At 70.4% G+C, this 19,573-nt stretch carries 17 protein-coding genes; 7 read left to right on the forward strand and 10 right to left on the reverse strand.

What is annotated here, in order from left to right; translation table 11 throughout:
• Window positions 1-2: 2 nt before the first annotated feature.
• The 3 genes from AOJ26_RS18600 to AOJ26_RS18610 all read left to right on the forward strand — a co-directional run bounded on the left by AOJ26_RS18600 (window position 3) and on the right by AOJ26_RS18610 (window position 3,400).
• A complete protein-coding gene (locus tag AOJ26_RS18600) occupies window positions 3-851 on the forward strand; it encodes a nitrilase-related carbon-nitrogen hydrolase (protein WP_053849454.1) in 849 nt (282 codons plus the stop codon).
• Window positions 848-2,518, forward strand: coding sequence for a glycoside hydrolase family 13 protein (locus tag AOJ26_RS18605; RefSeq protein ID WP_053849436.1), 1,671 nt, complete (start codon window positions 848-850; stop codon window positions 2,516-2,518). The genes AOJ26_RS18600 and AOJ26_RS18605 overlap by 4 nt, the downstream gene beginning before the upstream one ends.
• Window positions 2,519-2,626: 108 nt before the next feature.
• Window positions 2,627-3,400, forward strand: a complete 774-nt coding sequence (locus AOJ26_RS18610) for a hypothetical protein (RefSeq protein WP_143663521.1) — start codon at window positions 2,627-2,629, stop codon at window positions 3,398-3,400.
• A 143-nt stretch (window positions 3,401-3,543) separates the two neighbouring features.
• On the opposite strand, the gene AOJ26_RS18615 is transcribed toward AOJ26_RS18610, so the two are convergent.
• The 8 genes from AOJ26_RS18615 to AOJ26_RS18650 all read right to left on the reverse strand — a co-directional run bounded on the left by AOJ26_RS18615 (window position 3,544) and on the right by AOJ26_RS18650 (window position 11,564).
• Window positions 3,544-3,708: a hypothetical protein gene (locus tag AOJ26_RS18615; RefSeq protein WP_159044317.1), complete on the reverse strand. Its 165-nt coding sequence runs from the start codon at window positions 3,706-3,708 to the stop codon at window positions 3,544-3,546.
• Window positions 3,709-3,773: 65 nt separating this feature from the next.
• Complete coding sequence (locus tag AOJ26_RS18620; RefSeq protein ID WP_234358592.1) at window positions 3,774-4,523, reverse strand: SDR family NAD(P)-dependent oxidoreductase; 750 nt, start codon at window positions 4,521-4,523, stop codon at window positions 3,774-3,776.
• A gap of 290 nt (window positions 4,524-4,813) precedes the next feature.
• Window positions 4,814-5,713, reverse strand: a complete 900-nt coding sequence (locus AOJ26_RS18625; protein WP_053849439.1) for a LysR family transcriptional regulator — start codon at window positions 5,711-5,713, stop codon at window positions 4,814-4,816.
• Window positions 5,714-6,036: 323 nt separating this feature from the next.
• Entirely contained in the window at window positions 6,037-6,954 is a 918-nt protein-coding gene (locus tag AOJ26_RS18630; RefSeq protein WP_053849440.1) for a Gfo/Idh/MocA family protein, read from the reverse strand.
• A 73-nt stretch (window positions 6,955-7,027) separates the two neighbouring features.
• Complete coding sequence (locus AOJ26_RS18635) at window positions 7,028-8,227, reverse strand: ROK family transcriptional regulator (protein WP_053849456.1); 1,200 nt, start codon at window positions 8,225-8,227, stop codon at window positions 7,028-7,030.
• A gap of 19 nt (window positions 8,228-8,246) precedes the next feature.
• Entirely contained in the window at window positions 8,247-9,113 is an 867-nt protein-coding gene (locus AOJ26_RS18640) for a carbohydrate ABC transporter permease (protein WP_053849441.1), read from the reverse strand.
• The gene (locus tag AOJ26_RS18645; RefSeq protein WP_053849442.1) at window positions 9,113-10,129 is read right to left on the reverse strand and encodes a carbohydrate ABC transporter permease; all 1,017 of its coding nucleotides are present in this window, start codon (window positions 10,127-10,129) and stop codon (window positions 9,113-9,115) included. The genes AOJ26_RS18640 and AOJ26_RS18645 overlap by 1 nt, the downstream gene beginning before the upstream one ends.
• Before the next feature lie 31 nt (window positions 10,130-10,160).
• Window positions 10,161-11,564, reverse strand: a complete 1,404-nt coding sequence (locus tag AOJ26_RS18650; RefSeq protein WP_053849443.1) for an ABC transporter substrate-binding protein — start codon at window positions 11,562-11,564, stop codon at window positions 10,161-10,163.
• Between the two features lie 125 nt (window positions 11,565-11,689).
• On the opposite strand from AOJ26_RS18650, the gene AOJ26_RS18655 reads away from it, so the two are divergent.
• From AOJ26_RS18655 to AOJ26_RS18670, 4 genes are read left to right on the forward strand one after another with little or no spacing between them, the layout of a single operon-like run.
• A complete protein-coding gene (locus AOJ26_RS18655) occupies window positions 11,690-12,736 on the forward strand; it encodes a zinc-dependent alcohol dehydrogenase (protein WP_053849444.1) in 1,047 nt (348 codons plus the stop codon).
• 19 nt (window positions 12,737-12,755) lie between these two features.
• Window positions 12,756-13,556 (forward strand): sugar phosphate isomerase/epimerase family protein, encoded by an 801-nt coding sequence (locus tag AOJ26_RS18660; protein ID WP_053849445.1) that lies wholly within the window; start codon window positions 12,756-12,758, stop codon window positions 13,554-13,556.
• Window positions 13,553-14,908, forward strand: coding sequence for an MGH1-like glycoside hydrolase domain-containing protein (locus AOJ26_RS18665; RefSeq protein WP_053849446.1), 1,356 nt, complete (start codon window positions 13,553-13,555; stop codon window positions 14,906-14,908). Before AOJ26_RS18660 ends, AOJ26_RS18665 begins: the two co-directional genes overlap by 4 nt.
• Window positions 14,905-16,815, forward strand: coding sequence for a glycogen debranching N-terminal domain-containing protein (locus AOJ26_RS18670; RefSeq protein ID WP_053849447.1), 1,911 nt, complete (start codon window positions 14,905-14,907; stop codon window positions 16,813-16,815). The genes AOJ26_RS18665 and AOJ26_RS18670 overlap by 4 nt, the downstream gene beginning before the upstream one ends.
• A gap of 189 nt (window positions 16,816-17,004) precedes the next feature.
• Here AOJ26_RS18670 and AOJ26_RS18675 read toward each other — a convergent pair whose 3' ends face one another.
• On the reverse strand, window positions 17,005-18,132 hold the full coding sequence (locus AOJ26_RS18675; RefSeq protein WP_053849448.1) for a GH12 family glycosyl hydrolase domain-containing protein: 1,128 nt from the start codon (window positions 18,130-18,132) through the stop codon (window positions 17,005-17,007).
• A 245-nt stretch (window positions 18,133-18,377) separates the two neighbouring features.
• Window positions 18,378-19,400, reverse strand: a complete 1,023-nt coding sequence (locus AOJ26_RS18680; protein ID WP_053849449.1) for a LacI family DNA-binding transcriptional regulator — start codon at window positions 19,398-19,400, stop codon at window positions 18,378-18,380.
• Between the last annotated feature and the right edge of the window lie 173 nt (window positions 19,401-19,573).

The raw sequence follows: 19,573 nt of genomic DNA on the forward strand, positions 1-19,573 counted from the left end.
CCATGCCCCTGCTGCCCGAGGACACCGGCGTCGCCCGTGTCGTGTGCGAACAACTGACCCCTGAGGTAGGGGAGTTGGCCCGTAACAAGGAGCTGGCCCTCGATGCCGTGCGGCGTGCCCTGGCCGACCGCGCCGACATCGTCGTCCTGCCCGAACTGACCACCTCCGGCTACGTCTTCGCCGACGCCGACGAGGCCCGGCGTACGGCGATCACCGCCGACGACGCCTTCTTCACCGACCTCGGCGACCTCCTGGCCGGCACCCGTACCGTCGTGGTGCTGGGCTTCTGCGAGGACGGCGGCCCGGTGCTGTACAACAGCGCCGCCGTCGTCGACGCGAGCGGAGTGCGCGCCGTCTACCGCAAGACCCATCTGTGGGACCGCGAGACGCTGTTCTTCACCCCCGGCGAGCGCATGGCGCCGGTCGTCACCACCCCGCACGGCCGCATCGGCGTCCTGATCTGCTACGACCTGGAGTTCCCCGAGATGCCCCGCCGACTGGCCACGGCGGGCGCCGACCTCATCGCCGTACCGACCAACTGGCCCCTGGAGGAGCGCCCCGCCGACGAACGCCCCGCCGAGATCATCCAGGCGCAGGCCGCCGCACGGGCCAACGGCCTCTACATCGCCTGCGCGGACCGCGCGGGCACAGAGCGCGGACAGGCCTGGACGCAGGGCACGGCCGTCATCAACCAGTACGGCTGGATCACCGCCGCGGCCGGCGACGAGCGGCCCCGGGTCGTCGCCGACCTCTTCCTCCACCTCTCGCGGGAGAAGATCCTCTCCCCGCACAACGACCTGCTCGGCGACCGCCGCACCGACCTCTACGCCCAGGAGAGCCCCCAGCTATGACGTCCGCCGACACCGCACCGCCCGCGCCCGCCCACCTCGCCGCGGACGACGACTGGTGGCGCACCGCCGTCATCTACCAGATCTACCCGCGCTCCTTCGCCGACAGCGACGGCGACGGCACCGGCGATCTGCCCGGCATCACCGCACGCCTCGACCACCTCGCCGACCTCGGCGTGGACGCCCTGTGGCTGTCGCCGTTCTACCCCTCGCCGCAGCGCGACGGCGGCTACGACGTCGCCGACTACCGCGCGGTCGACCCCCGTTACGGCACCCTCGCCGACTTCGACGCCCTGCTGGCCCGGGCCCACACCCTGGGCATCCGCGTCGTCGTCGACCTCGTACCCAACCACTGCTCCAGCGAACACACCGCGTTCCGGGCCGCGTTGGCGGCGGCCCCGGGCAGCCCGGAGCGGGACCTGTTCCACTTCCGCGACGGCCGCGGCCCGGACGGGGGCCTGCCGCCCAACGACTGGACGTCGATGTTCGAAGGGCCGGCCTGGACGCGGGTCACCGAGGCCGACGGCCGCCCCGGGCAGTGGTACCTGCACCTGTTCGACCCCGGCCAGCCCGACTGGAACTGGGACAACCCCGCCGTCCGCGCGGACTTCGAGACGACGCTGCGGTTCTGGCTCGACCGGGGCGTCGACGGCTTCCGGGTCGACGTCTGCGACGCCCTCGTCAAAGCCGACGGCCTGCCCGACTGGCCCCACCCGACCCACGGGGTCATCGAACCGGTCGACGGCGTCATGCCCCCCATGTGGGACCAGGAGGGCATCCACGACATCTTCCGCGCCTGGCGCAAGCTGCTGGACTCCTACGACGGCCACCGCATCCTGTGCGCCGAGGCCTGGCTCCCGCCCGAGCGCGCCGCCCGCATCATCCGCCCCGACGAGATGCACCAGGCCTTCAACTTCCGCTTCCTGGAGACTCCTTGGGAGCTAGACGCCCTGCGTGCCGTGATCGACGAGTCCCTGACGGCCAACGAAGCGGTCGGCGCGCCCACCACCTGGGTCCTGTCCAACCACGACGTCATGCGCCACGCCAGCCGCTTCGGCTACGACGGGCCCGTCGCCCTGGAGCACGGCGTCGGAGCCGACGACCCCCAGCCCGACCGCGCGGCGGGCCTGCGCCGGGCCCGAGCGGCGACCGCACTCATGCTTGCCCTGCCCGGCTCCGCCTACCTCTACCAGGGCGAGGAACTCGGCCTCCCCGAGGCGACCGACCTGCCGGACTCCGCCCGACAGGACCCGGTGTGGGAACGCTCCGGCCACCGCATCCGCGGCCGGGACGGCTGCCGCGTACCACTGCCGTGGACCAGCCAGGGCCCTTCGTTCGGCTTCAGCGACACCCCCGACACGTGGCTCCCGCAGCCCTCCTACTACGGCACCTACGCAGCTGAGTTGCAGCGCGACGACCCCGACTCCACCCTCCACCTCTACCGCGGCCTGCTGCGCCTGCGCCGCCACCACAGGCTGGGAACAGGGGAGTTGCGTTGGCTGTCGTCCCCGGACGGCGTCCTGCACTTCACCAACGGCGCGGTCGAGGTGATGACCAACCTCGGTCCCCACCCGGTCCCACTGCCCCCTTCCCGCCACCTCGTGATCGCCTCCGCCGCGGTGACGGATCATGTGGCACCGGACACGACGGTGTGGCTCGTGCGGGACTGATGCGGGTCAGTCGGCGGCCGTTCTCGAACATGTGCAGCGTGGTGCTGAAGTAGCAGGCGCTGTATAAGAGTTGGGAAGAACGGGGTGCCGGGGGCGGGGGAGACCCAGATGCGTGCGATGCGTGGTGGGATGTACGTGGCTCTGGCGTTGACAATCCTCTCGGGGACGTCGTGCACGGCCGACGGGCGCAGCAGTGAAGCGCGGGCCTTCGAGGAGGCGCTTCGGCCGCTGCGTCAGGCGAAGTCGTTCAGGATGGCGGGGGAGTTGCGCAGCCCGGACGGGGCGCAGGTGAGGTTCGCTGCCCGCCTCGACGGCCGCGGCGCCTGCACGGGGACGGTGGGAGGCGCGGAGAGTCTCCTGATCGGCAAGCAGGTGTGGACACGCTGGTCAGACAGTGCCCTGCCCGCTGCCGTGAGCAGGCTTGCCGGGGACGAGCAGGTCACGGAGTTCGATCCCGCTGCGGATCCGGCCGAGGACACGCGGTGGGCCGCGGAGAAGCTGCTGCGGGGCACGTACATGGTGACGGACTTGCCGGGCGCCGTGGCGGAGACGGAGGGCATCGCGCCGGTCTGCCAGACAGGACTGTTGCTGGCGGAAGCCTCTTCGGGCGCCGGTGAAGTGACCTCCGGCCCCGTGACGGTGCTCGACGGTGAGCGACTGCGTCCCCTCTCCAGGACCACGGGTCCGGTGACCGTCCGGGTCCACGTGCCGGCGCAGGGCAGTCCGGAAGCACGGCTTGCCGAGTACCGGGTGGAGGGAGGCAGGTCTCTCTCAATACGGTTCAGCGATCTCGGCAAGCCCGTCACCGTCCGCCGGCCGGACGGCGAGCAGACCATCGCGTCCAGGGATGTGCTGGCGGTCCTCGACCGGGGTGGCTCCTGACGGGCACGCCCAGGACGCCCACGGCCGTGGTGACCGCCCCTGTCGGCACCGTCGTCCTGCGATCGAACAGCGTGACCACGCTCTGCGGTGCTTCCCGGCCGAAGAACATCTCCAGGTTTCGCGCTGAGCGGCCGGCCGCGTCGCTACTGCGCAGGAAAAGCCGACATCTGTGCCGTGACGCCGTCGGTCAACTGCTTCACGGCGGTCGACGACAGGACCCGTTCCGCAGTCGTCACGTTGCGCACCGCGGCCACGATCTGATGCGGCGGGGCGTGCTTGAGGACGTAGCGGCTGCCCCGCCCGGACAACTGGAAGAGCCTGGCGCAACGTGACGTCCGCTGCACCAGACCCTTCGGCGCTGTTGTCGTACGGCTCAGACGGCGACGCGACCGCCGTCGACGGGGACGATCGCGCCGTGCACGAAGCTCGCCGCTTCACTTGCCAGGAAGGTGATCACGGAGGCGACCTCCTCCGGGCTCGCCGGGCGGCCCGCGGGCGCCTGGGCGGCGAGCCCGCCCAGGTCGTCGCCCATGCCTGCCGTCCCCTCGGTACGGGTCGGTCCGACCCCGACGGCGTTGACCCGCACGCCCTGAGGGCCGTACTCGGCCGCCCACGACTTCGTCAGCAGATTCACGGCGGCCTTGCTCGACCCGTAGAGGGCCATGCCCGCCATCCCGAAGTCGGCCACCATCGTGCTCACGTTGACGACGGCACCACGGCCGCGCTCCGCCATGGCCGGAGCGAGCTCGGCCACCAGGTAGTACGGGGCCTTCACGTTCAGCGCGTACACCGCATCGAACTGCGCCTCCTCGGTGTCGGCGGTCGGGCCGAACGGGTAGATGCCGGCGTTGTTGACCAGGATGTCGACCGCGCCGCCGATGTCCGTTGCGCGCTGCGCGAGATCGCGTGCCGCCGCCACCGTCGTCAGGTCCGCGGCGAGGAAGTCGGCCTTGCCCCCGCGCGCCCGGATGGCGGCGGCCACGGACTCACCACGAGCCGCGTCCCGTCCCGCGACCAGCACGTGTGCGCCACGCTCGGCGAGGGCGGCCGCCGTCGCCGCTCCGATGCCGCTGGTGGCGCCGGTGACCAGGGCGACGCTGCCGGAAAGGTAGGAAGAATTCACGGTAAGCACTCCATCGAAAAGTCGGGTTGCGTGCCACAATGTACGCATCATTTCCGCGGAGTGCATTCGATCGCTGCCCCTTTCGATGTCTCCCAATGTGCCGATCATTGCTCTTGGAGAACGTCATCGGCGTCGCGAATATCCACATATGAGCAGGTCAACGGCTTGCAGTCGATTCTGGGCCGCAATTCCGGAGGGAAGTGGCAATCGAATTCACTGATGGCGGCGACCGCTTATTCATATAGCGGGAGCAGGTTGAATCCGAAGTGCAGAGCGCGTCGAATCCTGCCTCAGTGGAGGTCTGCCGTCGGAAGTCCTGTGATGAAGGCGGCCAGGTCGCGCCGTCGGGAGTGGGTCGGCCAGGCGACCCAGGTGCGGCGGACCAGCGGATGCCGGTGCAGTGGCTTCCACACCACGTTCTCGGGCAGCGGCTGGGACCAGCGGGGCGGCGCCAGGGCGAAGGCCTTCTCGGTGCCGACGGCTGCCAGCTTGACCTCGGCGATCAACGACTGATCGTGCGGCGGCTCAGGTCCCAGGTCGAGGCCGAAACTGCGCAGCACCGAGGTCACTTCGTCGTACCACGCCGGACTGCCGGAGCGGGGAAAGCTCACCCACTCCAGGCCACGGAGGGTCTCCAGGCGCACCCCCTCGTCGTCCGCCAGCTCGGCGGCGACGCTCGCGGCCAGCAGCACACCCAGCTTCTCCGTGACGACCAGCATGGCGTCCAGGTCGGGGTCCGCAGGAGGTTCCCGGAGCAGACCGATGTCGAGGTCACCGGCGCGCAAGGCCTTCAACTGGGCGGCCGATGAGAGGTGGCGGGCCTGCACGCGTGTGCCGGGGCAGGAGGCCGCCACCTGTTCCATGGCCGGCTGGAGCAGGTCGGACGGGAGTTCCAAGGGGATGCCGATGCGCAGCAGCCCGCATCCCGGGCTCGTCAGGCTCGCCATGGTCCGCATGGCCTGGTCGTGGCGGGCGATCACCGCGCGGGCCTCCGCCAGCAGGGTCTCGCCCTCCTCGGTGGGACGGACGCCGGTGTTGGTGCGGATCAGCAGCTTCAGCCCGAGTTGCCGCTCAAGGCCGCTCACCGTCTGTGACAGCGCCGACTGGCTCATGTGCAGTCGGCGGGCGGCGGCGGACATGCCGCCCTCCTCGGCGACCGCCACGAAGGTTCGCAGTTCCCGCAGTTCCATCTCTCCATCCCAGCACACGGTCCACCGACCGGGCATCCGCCGGCCAGAAGGTGCGCCGATGGCCGCGTTCGCCCCCGGCGATGGCGGCTGTCCCGCAGTGAACCGTGCCTTCGACCGCAGTGGTCAGCCGGAGGGACCGTACCGGTGGCACCCCTGTGAGGGGGCCCTGCCCGGCGTACCCGAGATCCGACCGTCGGCGGGACCGGCCTGCTCCGGGTCACGCTGCTGCTCCGCCTGCGGGAACCGCTCGACGGCGCGCCATCGTCCTCGCCGCCGACCCGGCAGGGCCCGCTCGACCTGCCCGCCTGGTGCCACGCCGGCAACTAACTCGGCTGGGCCAACCTCCTGTAGGGGTGCGAGGCCTGTTCGATGAGGCGCTGGAGGTACAGCCCGCGTGCCGCGTCGAGTTCGCCGGGTCGGCCGGTGCGTACCGCTGTGGCGAAGGCGCGGCGCAGGACGGGCCAGCACTCCTCGTGGTCGATGTCTGCCGTGTCGTAGGCCAAGGGCTGCTGTGCTCCATAGAGTTCGACGCGGGTGACGGCCCGGGGGACCGCGACCGCGCCGGAGAGGGACGCCTGGCTGACCACGCCGTTCTCGTGCTCACAGGTGAGTTCGATCCAGCGACGCGAATCCCCGGTGCCGCGCACGGTGTGGATGGGGCCGACGGCGGCGTCGAGGAGGTCGAGGAGATGCGGGCCCAGATCGAGCAGGGCGCCGTGTTCCAGGCGCCAGCCGGTGGCGAACTCCCCACCGAGGAAGGCACCGTGCAGGTAGCAGGAGCGTGCGCCCGTGACGGGGAAGGTGCGAGCGGCCCGGAGGAAGGCCTCGGTGGCCGGGTGGAAACGCTTGGTCAGCACCAGTTGGGAGACGACCCCTGCTTCCTGCACGGCTTCGGCGACGCGCTCGGCGGCGGCCAGGTCGGGGCCCAGGGGCTTCTCCAGGAGCAGGGCCTTGCCCGCCTGGGCGGCCCGTAGCGCGAGTTCGGCCTGAACGGCTGGTGGCACGGCGAAGGCGACGGCCTCACAGCGGTCGAGGAGGTCGTCGTAGGAGGCGGCGACGTGTGCGCGGTAGGGGGCCGCGGTCTCCTGCGCGGCCTCGGGACGGCGGGCCCACACGGCGGCGAGGCGGGTCTCAGGTCCGGCGGCGAGCATGCGGGCGTGCATGGCGCGCGCCCAGGGCCCGGCGCCCACGAGGCCGACCTCGACGGGTTTGTGCGTCCAGGAAGTGGCGGGGGTGGTCACGAGGTGTCCTGTCTGTGCTCAGGTCCGCGCACGGGCGGCCTGGTGATGCTCGGATGGTGCGGTGAAGGGGCGTTCACGGGGCGAGGGCGGCCAGGCGGGAGTCGGCGCGGGCGGCGGAGTAGAGGATCTCCACGACCATGGCGGCCGCCCCGATGACGCCCGCGTGGTCGCCCAGCCGTGAGGTGACGACCTGGAGGTTGGCGGTCGCGCGAGGGAAGGCCCGCTGGTAGAGCAGTTCGCGGACGCCGGTCATGAAGGGCGCCCCGGAGAGTTCACCGGCGATCATGAGCACTCCGGGATTGAGCAGGCTGACCACGGTGACGAGGACCTCCCCGGCCCGTCGTCCCGCCTCGCGGGCCAGCCGGATGGCGTCCGGCTGGCCTTCGGCGAGCAGTCGTTTGACGTCGGAAGCCGATGCCGCTGCGATGCCCAGGGCCGACAGGTGTCCGGCGATCGCGCGGCCGCTGGCCACCGCGGCCAGGCAGCCGTGCGAACCGCACATGCAGAGTGCGTCGGGCCGGTCGTGCAGGCGGATGTGGCCGATGTCGCCCGCTCCGCCGTCTATGCCGCGGTACACCTGGTCGCCTACGACGACGCCGGCGCCGATGCCGGTGGACACCTTGACGAGCACGAACGCCGTGCAGTCGCGGTGGTTGGCCTGGTGCTCGGCGAGCGCCATGAGATTGGCGTCGTTGTCGACGAAGACGGGGACCGGGCCGCTCTCCATGCTGGGGCCGACGTGCTCGGCGTAGGCCTTCTGCAGCCGCTCCCGGACGGGGTACTGGTCCCAGCCGGGCATGATCGGCGGCTGGACGACACGGCCGGTGGCCCACTCGACGGGGCCGGGGACGGAGACGCCGATGCCGCAGATGTGCCCGGCGTCCACCCCGGCCGCGGTGATCAGCTCCGGAAACCAGCCGGCCAGTTTGTCCAGTACGTCGTCGGGGCCGTCACTGATGAGCATCGGCCCGGTCTGCTCGGCGAGTATCGTGCCGGCGAGGTCGAGGACGGCGGCCCGGGCATGCCGGGTCTCCAGGTCGACGGCGATGACGGCGGCGTGGGACGGGTCGAAGACGATCTTCTGGGAGGGGCGGCCGCCGGTGGAGGAGCCGGTGGTGTGCTTGAGCCACCCCGCGCGGTTGAGGACGTCCAGACGCTGGCCGATGGTCGATCGCGACAACTTGGTGACCTGCAGCAGGTCGGCGCGGGTGTTGGCGCGTCCGCTGCGGATGAGTTGCAGCACCTCTCCCGCACTGACCTGATTCGCTGGCAGCAATTGGTCCCCCGTGTTCTCAGCTCTTGTCGGCACCACTGGTCAAACCTTCGGTGAGCAGGCGTTCGGCCGCGAAGAACAGGAGTACCACGGGAATCGTCAGCACCACGGAACCGGCCATCAGGACGGTCTTGGGCACCTCGACGCCGTTGGACAACTGGGCGAGGCCCAGCGAGACGGTCCACTTGTCGGGGTCCGCGGCCAGGAAGAGCAGCGCGAAGAGGAACTCGTTCCAGGCGATCATGAAGACGTACAGGCCGGTGGCCATGAGGGAGGGCAGGGCCAGCGGAAGGATCACCTTGCGCACCGTCTGCAGGCGGCTGCAACCGTCGAGTGCCGCAGCCTCCTCGATGGAGTAGGGGATGGTGACGAGGTAGTTCTTCAGCATGTAGATCGACACCGGCACGGTCTGGGCGACGTAGACGATGGCGAGTCCGACCAGGCTGGAGGACAGGTGCAGCTTGGCGAAGATGACGAACAGCGGGACGGCCAGCAGGGTCGCCGGGAAGAGGTAGACGGCCAGGAAGAGCGCGCTGACCTGGCGGTGGCCGAAGAACTTCAGGCGGCTGACCGCGTAGGCGCCGGGCACCGCGGCCAGCAGGGTCAGGGCGACCGTGCCGAGCGACACCAGCGCGGAGTTGAGCAGGAACTTCACGAAGCCCTGGCCGCCGTCGTCGGTGGAGCGCAGCACGTCGCGATAGGTGGTCAGGGTGAAGTCCTTCGCCGACAGCCACAGCGACCCGGGGTCGAGCAGCAGGGCGTCGATGGGCTTCAGCGACAGCAGCAGCATGTAGTAGAAGGGCAGGAGGGTGATCACCGCGAGGAAGGCGATGACGATCCAGCGCAGTACGCCGAAGAGGCGGTCCTCGAACTGAGCGCGGGTCATCACGACTCCTCCTGAACCTTGTTGGCGAAGAACTTGAAGTAGAAGCCCAGAAGGATCATGAGCGAGACAGCGAGGACCAGGGCCTGCGCGGCGGCCGCTCCCACGTCGTAGCGGGCGGTGAGGAAGTCGTAGACGCGTACGGCCGCGACGTCGGTGCCCGCTCCGCCGCCGGTGAGCAGGTAGACGTCGTCGAACTTGTTGAAGGTCATGATGAAGCGCAGCACGCACAGCAGGGCGATGACGGGCATGAGCTGCGGCAGCAGGATGTGGCGGAAGCGCTGCGTGGGAGTGGCGCCGTCGACCAGCGCGGCCTCCTCCAGTCCGTCGGGCACGGCCTGGAGCCGGGCCAGGATGAACAGGAACGCGAAGGGGAAGTAGCGCCAGCACTCGAAGGCGATGACGGTCAGCAGCGCCAGCGGGATGTCGAAGTGCACGCCCAGCAGGTGGACTTCGTACTGGCGGGTGGACAGGAAGGCGATGGGGTCGTCCCAGCCGAACAGGCGGCGTCCCCAGTCGTTGACCACGCCGTACTGCGGGCTGAGGGCGACCTCCCACACGAAGGCGACGGCGACGACGGGCGCGACGTAGGGCAGCAGCATCGCCGCGCGCAGCAGTCCGCGGCCCTTGAACGGCTTGCGCAGGGCGAGCGCGGCGATCAGCCCGAGGACGACGGAGCCGAGGGTGGAGCCGATGGTGTAGATCAGGGTGGTGGTCAGGCTCTGCCAGAAGCCGGCCGAGTCGAAGACCTGGCTGAAGTTATCCAGGGTCCAGTTGCCGAACAGGCCCATGCCCTGGATGTCAACCAGTTTGGCGTGCTGGAAGGCGAGCAGCACGGTCCAGGCGATGGGCAGGATCACCACCACGAGGACCACGACGAACGTGGGGGAGACGAACGCCAGGCCCGCGCGGTTGGCGCGGCGGCTCGCGGTCATCGGGCGGCGGCGCTCGGCGGGCCGGTCCGCGGACCTGGTGCTGGTGTCCCGGCGCTGCGGTGCGCCGGCTGGTGCTGTAGTCATGAAGAGACCTTTGTGACGTGCATGCGGGCGGCTACTGGAGGGACTTCTGCAGGGCGGCGACGTCGTCGTCGGCTTCGTGGGCCGCCTCGGAGGGGGAGATCTGTCCGCTGGTCATCGCGCCGATGGCCTTGGGGACGGGAAGTTCGCCGTTGGTGGCGCCGACGAGGGCGCCCTCGCCCTGGGTGATGCCCCAGCGCCGCATGTGGCTGACGCCGGCGGCGAGCTGGTTGAGCAGGCCGGGCGGGTAGACCTGGTCGAAGGGCTTCTTGGTGTCGACGCCGATCTTGCTGTGCCGCCAGGTGTCCAGGTAGCGACGGGGCTGTGCGGCGGTGCCGTTGCGGACGGGGATCTTGCCCTCGGGCGCCATGCCGAACCACGACTCGTAGCCGGTGCCCATCATGTACTCGATGAACGCGCGCGAGGCCGCGGTCTCGGCGGTCTTCGTGGTCACCCATGAGGTGATCTCGCCGAACTGCGCCGGTTCGGCGGCGTCGGGGCCCTTCATCGCGGTGACGATGCCGCTGTTGTGCGACAGGTACTGCGAGTCCTTCTTGCACTGCGGGCAGCTCGGCAGGGCGTCCTTGCGCAGGCCGGCGAGTTCGTCCAGCAGGAACGAGGACCAGATGATCATCGAGGACTGGCCGGCGAAGTAGGTGGCGCGGGTGGAGTCCACGGTCTGGGTGCCCGGTGCGCCGTAGGTGCGGGCGAGCTCGTCATAGGTGGAGAACGCGGTGCGGCACCGGGAGGAGTCCAGGGCGACCGTGTGCTGGTCGTCGACCAACTGGCAGTCGTTGGCCAGGGCGAGGCTCTCGAAGCTCTGCGAGGTGAAGACGTCGCTCGGGTCGGTGGCCGCGGACATGCCGTAGCGGCCCTTGGTGGTGAGCGCCTTGGCCGCGGCGGTCGCTCTGGCGTAGGTGTCCGGGGCGGGCAGGCCCTTCTCGGCGAGCTGGTCCTTGCGGTAGACCAGCAGTTGCAGCCAGGCGTCGGAGGGCACGCCCAGGCTGGTGGCGCCGTCGGAGGTGAGCTCCAGGGCGTTCGCGTTGAAGGTCTTGCGCCCCAGCTCGCCGATGATGCGGTGGGGGATGTCGGTGTTGAGCAGGCCGTTGCTGTACATCTGCCAGACCTGACCCATCGGGGCGGCGCCGATGACGTCGGGCAGGGTGCCCGAGGCGGCGGCCGACATGATCAGTTGGGGCATCTGGCCCTCGTCGACGCCGACGAGATGGACCTTGATGCCGGTCTTCTTCTCGAACCCCTTGATGATCTTCTCGGTGACCGCGACGCGGTCAGGAAGGTTCTCCTGGGACCAGACGGTGATCTCCCGGTCGGGCTTTCCGGGTCCCGTGCTGCTGGAGCAACTGGTGAGCAGCCCGACTGACAGGGCTGCGGTGATGCCCACCGCGATCACGCTGGATCGCCGGCTCTTGGTGCGCATTGCGTGTCCTCGTTCCGACTTACGTCTACTGCGCAGGCATCTCAGCATCACTTTTGCTTGTTGACAAGACATAAGTTGCGGTTATTGTCGACGCAACCGCACCCGCAACCCTTCCGGAGTCATCCGTGGAACGCGTCGTCCAATTCACCGGCCCTCGCCAGGTGGAGGTAACCGAGCAGGTCAGAGCCGCCCTACCCGCCGGTCACCTCCGAGTCAGCACCCGCTACTCGGGCATCTCGGCCGGTACCGAACTCACGGCCTACCGCGGCACCAATCCTTACCTGACCCGCACCTGGGACCCCGAGGCACGCCTCTTCCGGGACGGCGCGGCGGGCATCGAGTACCCGGTCGCCGGCTGGGGCTACTCCGAGGTCGGCGAGGTCGTCGAGGTCGCCCCCGACCTGGACGGCACCCCCGGCCTGCCCGAGCCGGGCGATCTGGTCTGGGGCATCTGGGGCCACCGCAGCGAGGGCATCGTCCCGGCCGAGCGCATGATCGGCCACACGCTTCCCGCCGGACTCGAACCGCTGGCCGGCGCGTTCGCCCGGGTCGGCGCGATCGCCTACAACGCCGTCCTGGCGGGCGACATCCACGTCGGCGAGGACGTCGCCGTCTTCGGCCAGGGCGTCATCGGACTGCTCACCACCCGCCTGGCCCAGCTCAACGGCGCCCGCGTCACCGCCGTGGACGCCCTCGACGGCCGCCTGGAGACCGCCAAACACCACGGCGCCCAGCAGACCCTCAACGCCCGCACCGACGCTGTGGCCGAACGCATCCGCGAGGCCACCGCAGGCCTCGGCGCCGATCTCGCCATTGAGATCAGCGGGGCTTATCCGGCGCTGCACGAGGCCCTGCGCTCGGTCGCCGTCGGCGGACGCGTCGTGGCCTCCGGCTTCTACCAGGGCGACGGCATCGGCCTGCGGCTGGGCGACGAGTTCCACCACAACCGTGTCCAGCTGATCTGCTCCCAGATCGGCGGCGTCCCCCCGCAGTTGGCCCACCGCTGGACCGTCGAGCGCCTCCAGCAGACCTTCCTGCGCCTGGTGGCCGAGGGACAGATCGACGTCGCGTCCCTCGTCAGCCACGTCGTGCCCGCAGACTCCGCCGCAGACGCCTACGTCCTGCTGGACGAGCGCCCCGCCGAGGCGCTGCAGGTCGTACTGGAATTCTGAAAGTCTCGAAAGGCCCCTCATGCTCAAGACCGCAGCGCAGGAACAACTCCTGCCCGGAGACACCCTGCAAGCCAAATGGGACTTCGCCCAGCAGGCCGGCTACGACGGCATCGAACTGCGCGGCAAGGGCGACCTCCACTTCGCCTCCCGCCTGGACGAACTGCGTCAGGCCCGCAAGGACGGCGTGGTCATGCCCACCGTGTGCGTCGACATGCTGCACTTCTTCGCGGCCTTCGACGCCGGACAGCGCCGTGACGCCCTCACCCAGATGAAGTCCCAGCTCACCGTCATCGCCGAGATCGGCGGTCTCGGCGCGCAGACCCCCGCCTCCTACGGCATGTTCTCGCGCCGCCTGCCGCCCTTCGAACCGCCCCGCAGCGAGGCCGAGGACCGCGAGATCCTCCTCGAAGGCCTCGCGGAACTGGGCGAGCACGCCCGCGCGCAAGGCGTCACCCTCTTCCTCGAGCCGCTCAACCGCTACGAGGACCACATGGTCAACCGGCTGGAGCAGGCCGCGGACCTCATCCGCGCCACCGGCCTGGACTCGGTGCGCATCGGCATCGACAGCTACCACATGAACATCGAGGAGGCCGACCCCGCCGCCGCGATCCTCGCCCATGCCGACGTCATCGGCCACGCCCAGGTCTCCGACTCCAACCGCTTCCAGCCCGGCGCCGGCCACCTCGACTGGCCCGCCTGGCTCGGCGCGCTGCACACCATCGGCTACGACGGCTACCTCGCCCTCGAATGCCGCCTCACCGGCGACCCCGTCGAGGCCGTCCGCTCCGTCCCCGCCTTCCTCAAGAGGTCCGGCGCGTGACGACCCTCCTGAACCGGCCCGCGCCCACCGCCTCCGCAGCCCTGACACTGCGGAGCGGTGCGGCGCGGGTCCTCTTCGACAACTGGACCGGCACCTCCACCGTCCCCTCCCGCACCCTCTACCCCCACCAGTGGAGCTGGGACTCCGCCTTCATCGCCATCGGGCTGCGCCACCTCTCGGTCCGCCGCGCCCAGCAGGAGCTGGAATCCCTGCTCGCCGGACAGTGGACCGACGGACGCATCCCGCACATCGTGTTCAACCCCGCGGTGCCCCATGACGCCTACTTCCCCAGCCCCGACTTCTGGCAGTCCTCCCGGGCCGGCCGCGCGGCCGGCGCACCGGCGGGCCAGGAAACGTCGGGCATCGTCCAGCCCCCCGTGCACGCGCTGGCCGCCTGGCTCGTGCACCAGGCGGATCCCGAGGAATCGCGGCGCCGGGGCTTCCTGGCCCGCGTCCAACCCCGGCTCGCCGCCTGGCACGACTACCTCGTGACCCGACGCGACCTCGGCGGCGCCGGCCTGGCCGCCGTTGTCCACCCCTGGGAACCCGGCATGGACAACAGCCCCTGCTGGGACGCGGCCCTCCAACGAGTCGCACCCGCCCCGCCCGAGACCTTCCAGCGCGCCGACCTGGACCACGGCCACCCCGCCGAGCGACCGACCGACCTGGACTACGGCCGCTACGTCCGCCTCGCCACCGACTACCGGGACGCGGGCTACGACGACGCCACCGCACCCCGCTCCTTCGCGGTGGAGGACCCCACCTTCAACGCTTTGCTCGTCGTCAGCGAACTGGCGCTGGCCGCCCTGACCGAAGAACTGGGCGGGAGGAGCGCACCCCACACGACACGCGCCGCGGAACTGACCCACCGGATGGTGACCCGGCTGTGGGACGAGGACTCCGGCCTGTTCCGCGTGCGCGACCTCCACGACGACACCCTGGTGGACGAACGCAGTGTCACCGGGCTCATCCCGCTCATCGTGCCCGACCTGCCTGACCATGTGGTCGCCGGCCTGCGCCGCACCCTCGACGGGCCGCACTTCAAGGCGCAGGGCACCCGGCTCGTCCCCAGTTACGACCTGATGGCTCCCGCCTTCGACCCCACCCGCTACTGGCGCGGCCCGGCCTGGTTCAACACGGCGTGGCTGATCCACCGCGGCCTGCGGACCCACGGCTACCACCAGGACGCCCACCGCCTGAAGCGCGAGTACCTCACGCAGGCGGGCGCGTCAGGCTTCGCCGAGTACCTCGACCCCGTGACCGGAGCGGCCCGCGGCGCAAGCCGCTTCTCCTGGACCGCCGCCCTCGCCCTCGACCTGCTGCACCACGCTCCCGAGGAGCCCACACCATGACCGCGGCCGACACCAATATCCAACTCGTGCGCGACGCCACGTTCGCCCGGCTGCGCACCGACGGCGGCATCACCGGCACCCACGGCACCGCACCCGACGGGCTCTTCCTGCACGACGGCCGCCACCTCAGCCGCTGGCAGCTCACGGTGGACTCCACCCGCCCCGTCCCCCTGATGCCGGCCACGGCCCAGACGGACGACACCGCCACCAGCGTCCTGACGCCCGCGGGCACCCGCGACAACCCGCCCGCCTACACCGTCTTCCGAAGCCAGACCGTCACCGCCGGCACCCTGACCGAGCATCTGCGTCTCGTCAGCAACCGCCCCGAGCCGGTCACCGCCCGCATCGACCTCACGGTCGACGCCGACTTCGCCGACCTGTTCGAACTGCGTGCCGACGACCGCCACTACACCAAGGCCGACAGCCGACACGAAGTCCATCCCACCAGCGACGGGCTGCTGTTCGACTACCGGCGAGCCGACTGGCACGCCCGCACGGCTCTCACCTGCGACCCGGCCCCCCACGCCCTCGCTCCCGCCGAGGACGCCCCGCAGTCCACCATGCGCACCCTGACCTGGCACATGGAGCTCGACGGCCACGGCGAGGCGGACCTTCACCTCACCGTCCGTGCCCACCCGCCCGGTCTGCCGGACGGTCCCCCAGCAGTGCCGCACCCGCGACGGCGGCCGTCCACGGCGACCGACGACCTCGGCCGCGCCTGCGAACGCGGCCTCGCCGACCTGGACCTGCTGACCATCCCGGTCACCGGCGTCGACGGCGAGCAGGTGCACGTCCCGGCCGCGGGAATCCCGTGGTTCCTCACTCTCTTCGGCCGCGACTCCCTGCTGACGTCGTACTTCCTGCTTCCCTACCGGCCCGGGACCGCCGCCGCGACGCTCAGCGCGCTCGCCGCGACCCAGGGGGAGCGCTACGACGCCTTCAGCGGCGAGCAACCCGGACGCATCGTCCATGAAACCCGTCACGGCGAGCTCGCCCACTTCCGGCAGATCCCCTACGGCCGCTACTACGGCTCCGTCGACTCCACGCCTCTCTTCCTCGTCCTGCTGCACGCCCACTACGAGACAACGGGAGACCGCTCCCTGGCAGTCCGCCTGGAACAGCACGCCCGGCGTGCCGTCGACTGGATGCTCACCGACGGCGGCCTCGACCGGCACGGCTACCTCGTCTACCACCCCGACCCCGACGGACTGATCAACCAGAACTGGAAGGACTCGGACGGCGCCGTCTGCTTCACCGACGGCACCCAGGCCAAGGGGCCCATCGCCGTCTCGGAGGCCCAGGGATACGCCTACGACGCACTCGTACGCACCGCGCGTCTGGCCCGTGACATCTGGCAGGACCCGCGATACGCACAGCGCCTGCGGCAGGCCGCCGACCGGCTGCAAGCCCGCTTCCTCACGGACTTCTGGATGCCCCGGGCCGACTTCCCGGCCCTCGCCCTGGACGGAGACGGCCGACAGGTCGACGTCCTGGCTTCGGACGCCGGGCACCTGCTGTGGTCAGGCATCCTCCCCGAGGACCACGCCCGACGTACGGGCAGGCGCCTCCTGGAACCGGACTTCTTCTCCGGCTGGGCCATCCGCACGCTGGCCGCGGGCCAACGGCGCTACCACCCGCTGTCGTACCACCGCGGCAGTGCCTGGCCCCACGACAACGCCATCATCGCCCTGGGCCTGGCCCGGTACGGACTGGACGCGGAAGTCACCGCCGTCACCGAGGGCCTGGTCGCCGCGGCGACCAGGCACGGCCATCGTCTGCCCGAGGTGATCGCCGGATACGCCCGATCCGCAACCGACGGCCCGGTGCCCTACCCGCACGCGTGCACCCCGCAGGCGTGGGCGGCTGCCACGCCGTTGGCTCTGCGCACGGCTCTCGGGCAGAGCTGATTCAAGACCGATGTCGATCTCCAGACGCTGCCAGACCCCTGAACCCGTCGGAGCCTGACGGTTCATCGACCAGTGCGTGTTCGCACGGGCGGCCCTGCAGCGGAAGGCGCCGATGTCGCGCAGTGCGTGTCAGGCGTCTCCCGCCGCAGCGCGTCGGTGAACAGGACGGGCCCGGGAGGCGGGCGTGGTTCACGCGGTGGTGCAGGCGGTGCCGTTCAGGCTGAAGGCGGAGGGCTTGGTGAAGGTGCCGCTGGAGGTGCCCTGGAGCCCGAAGGTCGCCTGGCTGCCGGCCGCCAGCTCGCTGTTGTGGCTCACGCTGCTCGCCGTGACGGCTCCGGAGGACCCGGAGAGGGTGGCGTTCCAGGCATTGGTGAACTGCTGCCCGGAGGGGAGGGTGAACGCGAGCTTCCAGCCGCTGACAGGGGTGGTGCCGGTGTTGGTGACGGTGACGTCGGCGGTGAAGCCGCCTTGCCAGGCGTTCGTCGCGTAGGCCACCTTGCAGGCCGTCGCGCCACCGGGCGTTCCCGGGCCGGAGGAGCCCTTGTTGACGGTGGAGGAGAACGAGGTGACCGCGAGCCCGGCCCCGTTCTGCCAGGGCTCGAAGCCCGCCTGAATACTCGTCAGGTACCAGTTGTTCTGCGCGAGTCCGCGGGAGACGGCCTGCCGGACGAAGTCCATGACGTCGAAGTTCCAGCTCGCCATCGCCGACGGCGCGACGAACGACAGCACGTCGTTCGAGCCGTTGTTGCCGGACCACACCTGCCAGTTGCGGCCGCCCACGGTGGCGTTGCCGACGAGGGAGCCGACGGGCTGGACGGATCCGACCTTGTTGAACCAGATCATGATCTCGGTCCGGTTCACTCCGTCGGTGCGGGGCGTCGGGTCGAGCCAGATGTCGTACGCGGCGTCGTACACCGCGTTGTTGACGTAGCTGAACGAGATGCTGGAGGGCGCACTGGAGATGGTGCTGAGCTGGGCCGGAAGGTTGGTGCCGGGGGAGCAGTTGGTGTAGTGGCAGCCGTTGAAGATGGACGGGTACGACTTCGGGGCGCCGTTCGTGGGGACGGATCCGTCGGCCTGGGTGATCCTGAATCCCGAGTCGTTCACGCTGATGCACTGGGTGGCGCTGGTGCCCCAGCGGTTGTTCTGGACCACGTAGCGGCCCTGGATGGTCGTCGAGCCGTAGGTCTCGCAGATCGTGGTGTCTGCCTGCGCTCCGGAGGCGCTGGTCAGAAGCGCGGCGAGCGAGACGAGCAGGGTGAGCAGCACGCCGAGTGTGCCCCGCGCGCCGCGCGCGTGGTGCGTTGAAGGTCGCATGCGGATCCTCTTCGGAGGGGTGGGGGGATGGGGGAGCGCTCCCACAGTCGGATTGGGAGCGCTCCCATTCCCTCGGGTCGGCACGGACACTAGAGTCGGTTCAGGTTCATGACAAGAGTGTCGGCGTGAAGTCGGTGAATTGATTCGGAGAGCGCAGTTCAGAGGCGCACACACCGCTCGGTGCGCCGATATTGGGAGCGCTCCCCGAAACTTTCGCCCAGCGACGATCAGGTGGACTCGCGCGATCAGGTGGACTCGCGCGCCACCAGCTCCGTACGGAGGATGACGTGCCGCCAGGCCACGGCACCCTCCTCCATCTCCTCCAGGAGCAGCCGGACCATGGCCCGCCCGATCGCCTCGATCGGCTGACGCACCGTGGTCAGCCGGGGCGTGGTCTGCTGGGCCAGCGGGAAGTCGTCGAAACCGATCACGGCGACGTCCTCGGGCACCCGGCGTCCGGCCGCGTGCAGCGTCTCCAGGGCTCCCGCGGCCGTCGTGTCCGACGCGGCGAGAACCCCGTCGATCTCCGGATGCCGTCGGAGGAGTTCGGCCATGGCGCGGCGTCCGCTCTCCGCGGTGAAGTCGCCCTCGGCGACGAGGGTCTGCTTGCCCTCCACGCCCGCCAGCGCCAAAGCCTCCTGGTAGCCGCGCACTCGGCACTGCGTCACGTACATGTCGGTCGGCCCGGTGATGGTGGCGATCGCTCTGCGACCTCGCTGGAGCAGGTGGGAGACGGCGCTGCGGGCTCCGCCGACGTTGTCCACGTCGACGTAACTGACGTATTCGTCGCCGGAGCGGCGCCCCAGCAGCACGGTCGGCAGCCGGGCCTCGGCAAGCATGTCCGGCAGGGGATCGCCGGCGTGCACGGAGATCAGCAGGACGCCGTCGACCCGGCCGCCGCGCGCGTACTCGAGGAAACGCTGCCGCTCGGCGTCCGAGCGCACCAGGGTCAGCAGCAGTTGCATGCCGGTGTCGGACAGTGCGTCCCCGAGCGAGCTGACGATTTCGGAGAAGAAGGGCTCCGCGAACTGCCGCCAGTCCGGTTCCGTCATGACCAGGGCAACGGCGTCGGCCCCTCTCCCGGCCAGGGAGCGGGCGGCGAGGTTGGGTACGTAGCCCAGTTCCTCGATGGCCCGCTGCACCGTCCGGCGTGTCGACTCCTTCACGCCTGCGGCGTTGTTGATGACGCGGGAGACCGTGCCCCGTCCCACCCCGGCGTGGGCGGCCACCTCCTCCAACGTCGGCGTCCCCGGGCGCCGTTTACCCATGACCACCTCCCCCACGAGATCACCGATCTTACGGGGGTGCAGGCGTCGAGCACACGACTTTGCCGGGGGCAACGGACACGTCGAACGGATCGGCGCCGGCTTCAACGGCCGCTCGGTTGCGCTCCGGCCGAACTCGCCGTATTCGTCGCAGGGATGGCGGGCGGGACGGGGAC

The organism is Streptomyces sp. NRRL B-24085, from assembly GCF_001282115.1.
GTDB lineage: Bacteria > Actinomycetota > Actinomycetes > Streptomycetales > Streptomycetaceae > Streptomyces.

What these genes read in the sequence shown, in the direction of transcription:
- AOJ26_RS18600 (WP_053849454.1), top strand. Translation starts at nt 3, where the DNA reads ATGCCCCTGCTGCCCGAGGACACCGGCGTCGCCCGTGTCGTGTGCGAA.
- AOJ26_RS18605 (WP_053849436.1), top strand. Translation starts at nt 848, where the DNA reads ATGACGTCCGCCGACACCGCACCGCCCGCGCCCGCCCACCTCGCCGCG.
- AOJ26_RS18610 (WP_143663521.1), top strand. Translation starts at nt 2,627, where the DNA reads ATGCGTGCGATGCGTGGTGGGATGTACGTGGCTCTGGCGTTGACAATC.
- AOJ26_RS18625 (WP_053849439.1), bottom strand. Translation starts at nt 5,713, where the DNA reads ATGGAACTGCGGGAACTGCGAACCTTCGTGGCGGTCGCCGAGGAGGGC.
- AOJ26_RS18640 (WP_053849441.1), bottom strand. Translation starts at nt 9,113, where the DNA reads ATGACCCGCGCTCAGTTCGAGGACCGCCTCTTCGGCGTACTGCGCTGG.
- AOJ26_RS18645 (WP_053849442.1), bottom strand. Translation starts at nt 10,129, where the DNA reads ATGACTACAGCACCAGCCGGCGCACCGCAGCGCCGGGACACCAGCACC.
- AOJ26_RS18650 (WP_053849443.1), bottom strand. Translation starts at nt 11,564, where the DNA reads ATGCGCACCAAGAGCCGGCGATCCAGCGTGATCGCGGTGGGCATCACC.
- AOJ26_RS18660 (WP_053849445.1), top strand. Translation starts at nt 12,756, where the DNA reads ATGCTCAAGACCGCAGCGCAGGAACAACTCCTGCCCGGAGACACCCTG.
- AOJ26_RS18670 (WP_053849447.1), top strand. Translation starts at nt 14,905, where the DNA reads ATGACCGCGGCCGACACCAATATCCAACTCGTGCGCGACGCCACGTTC.
- AOJ26_RS18675 (WP_053849448.1), bottom strand. Translation starts at nt 18,132, where the DNA reads ATGCGACCTTCAACGCACCACGCGCGCGGCGCGCGGGGCACACTCGGC.
- AOJ26_RS18680 (WP_053849449.1), bottom strand. Translation starts at nt 19,400, where the DNA reads ATGGGTAAACGGCGCCCGGGGACGCCGACGTTGGAGGAGGTGGCCGCC.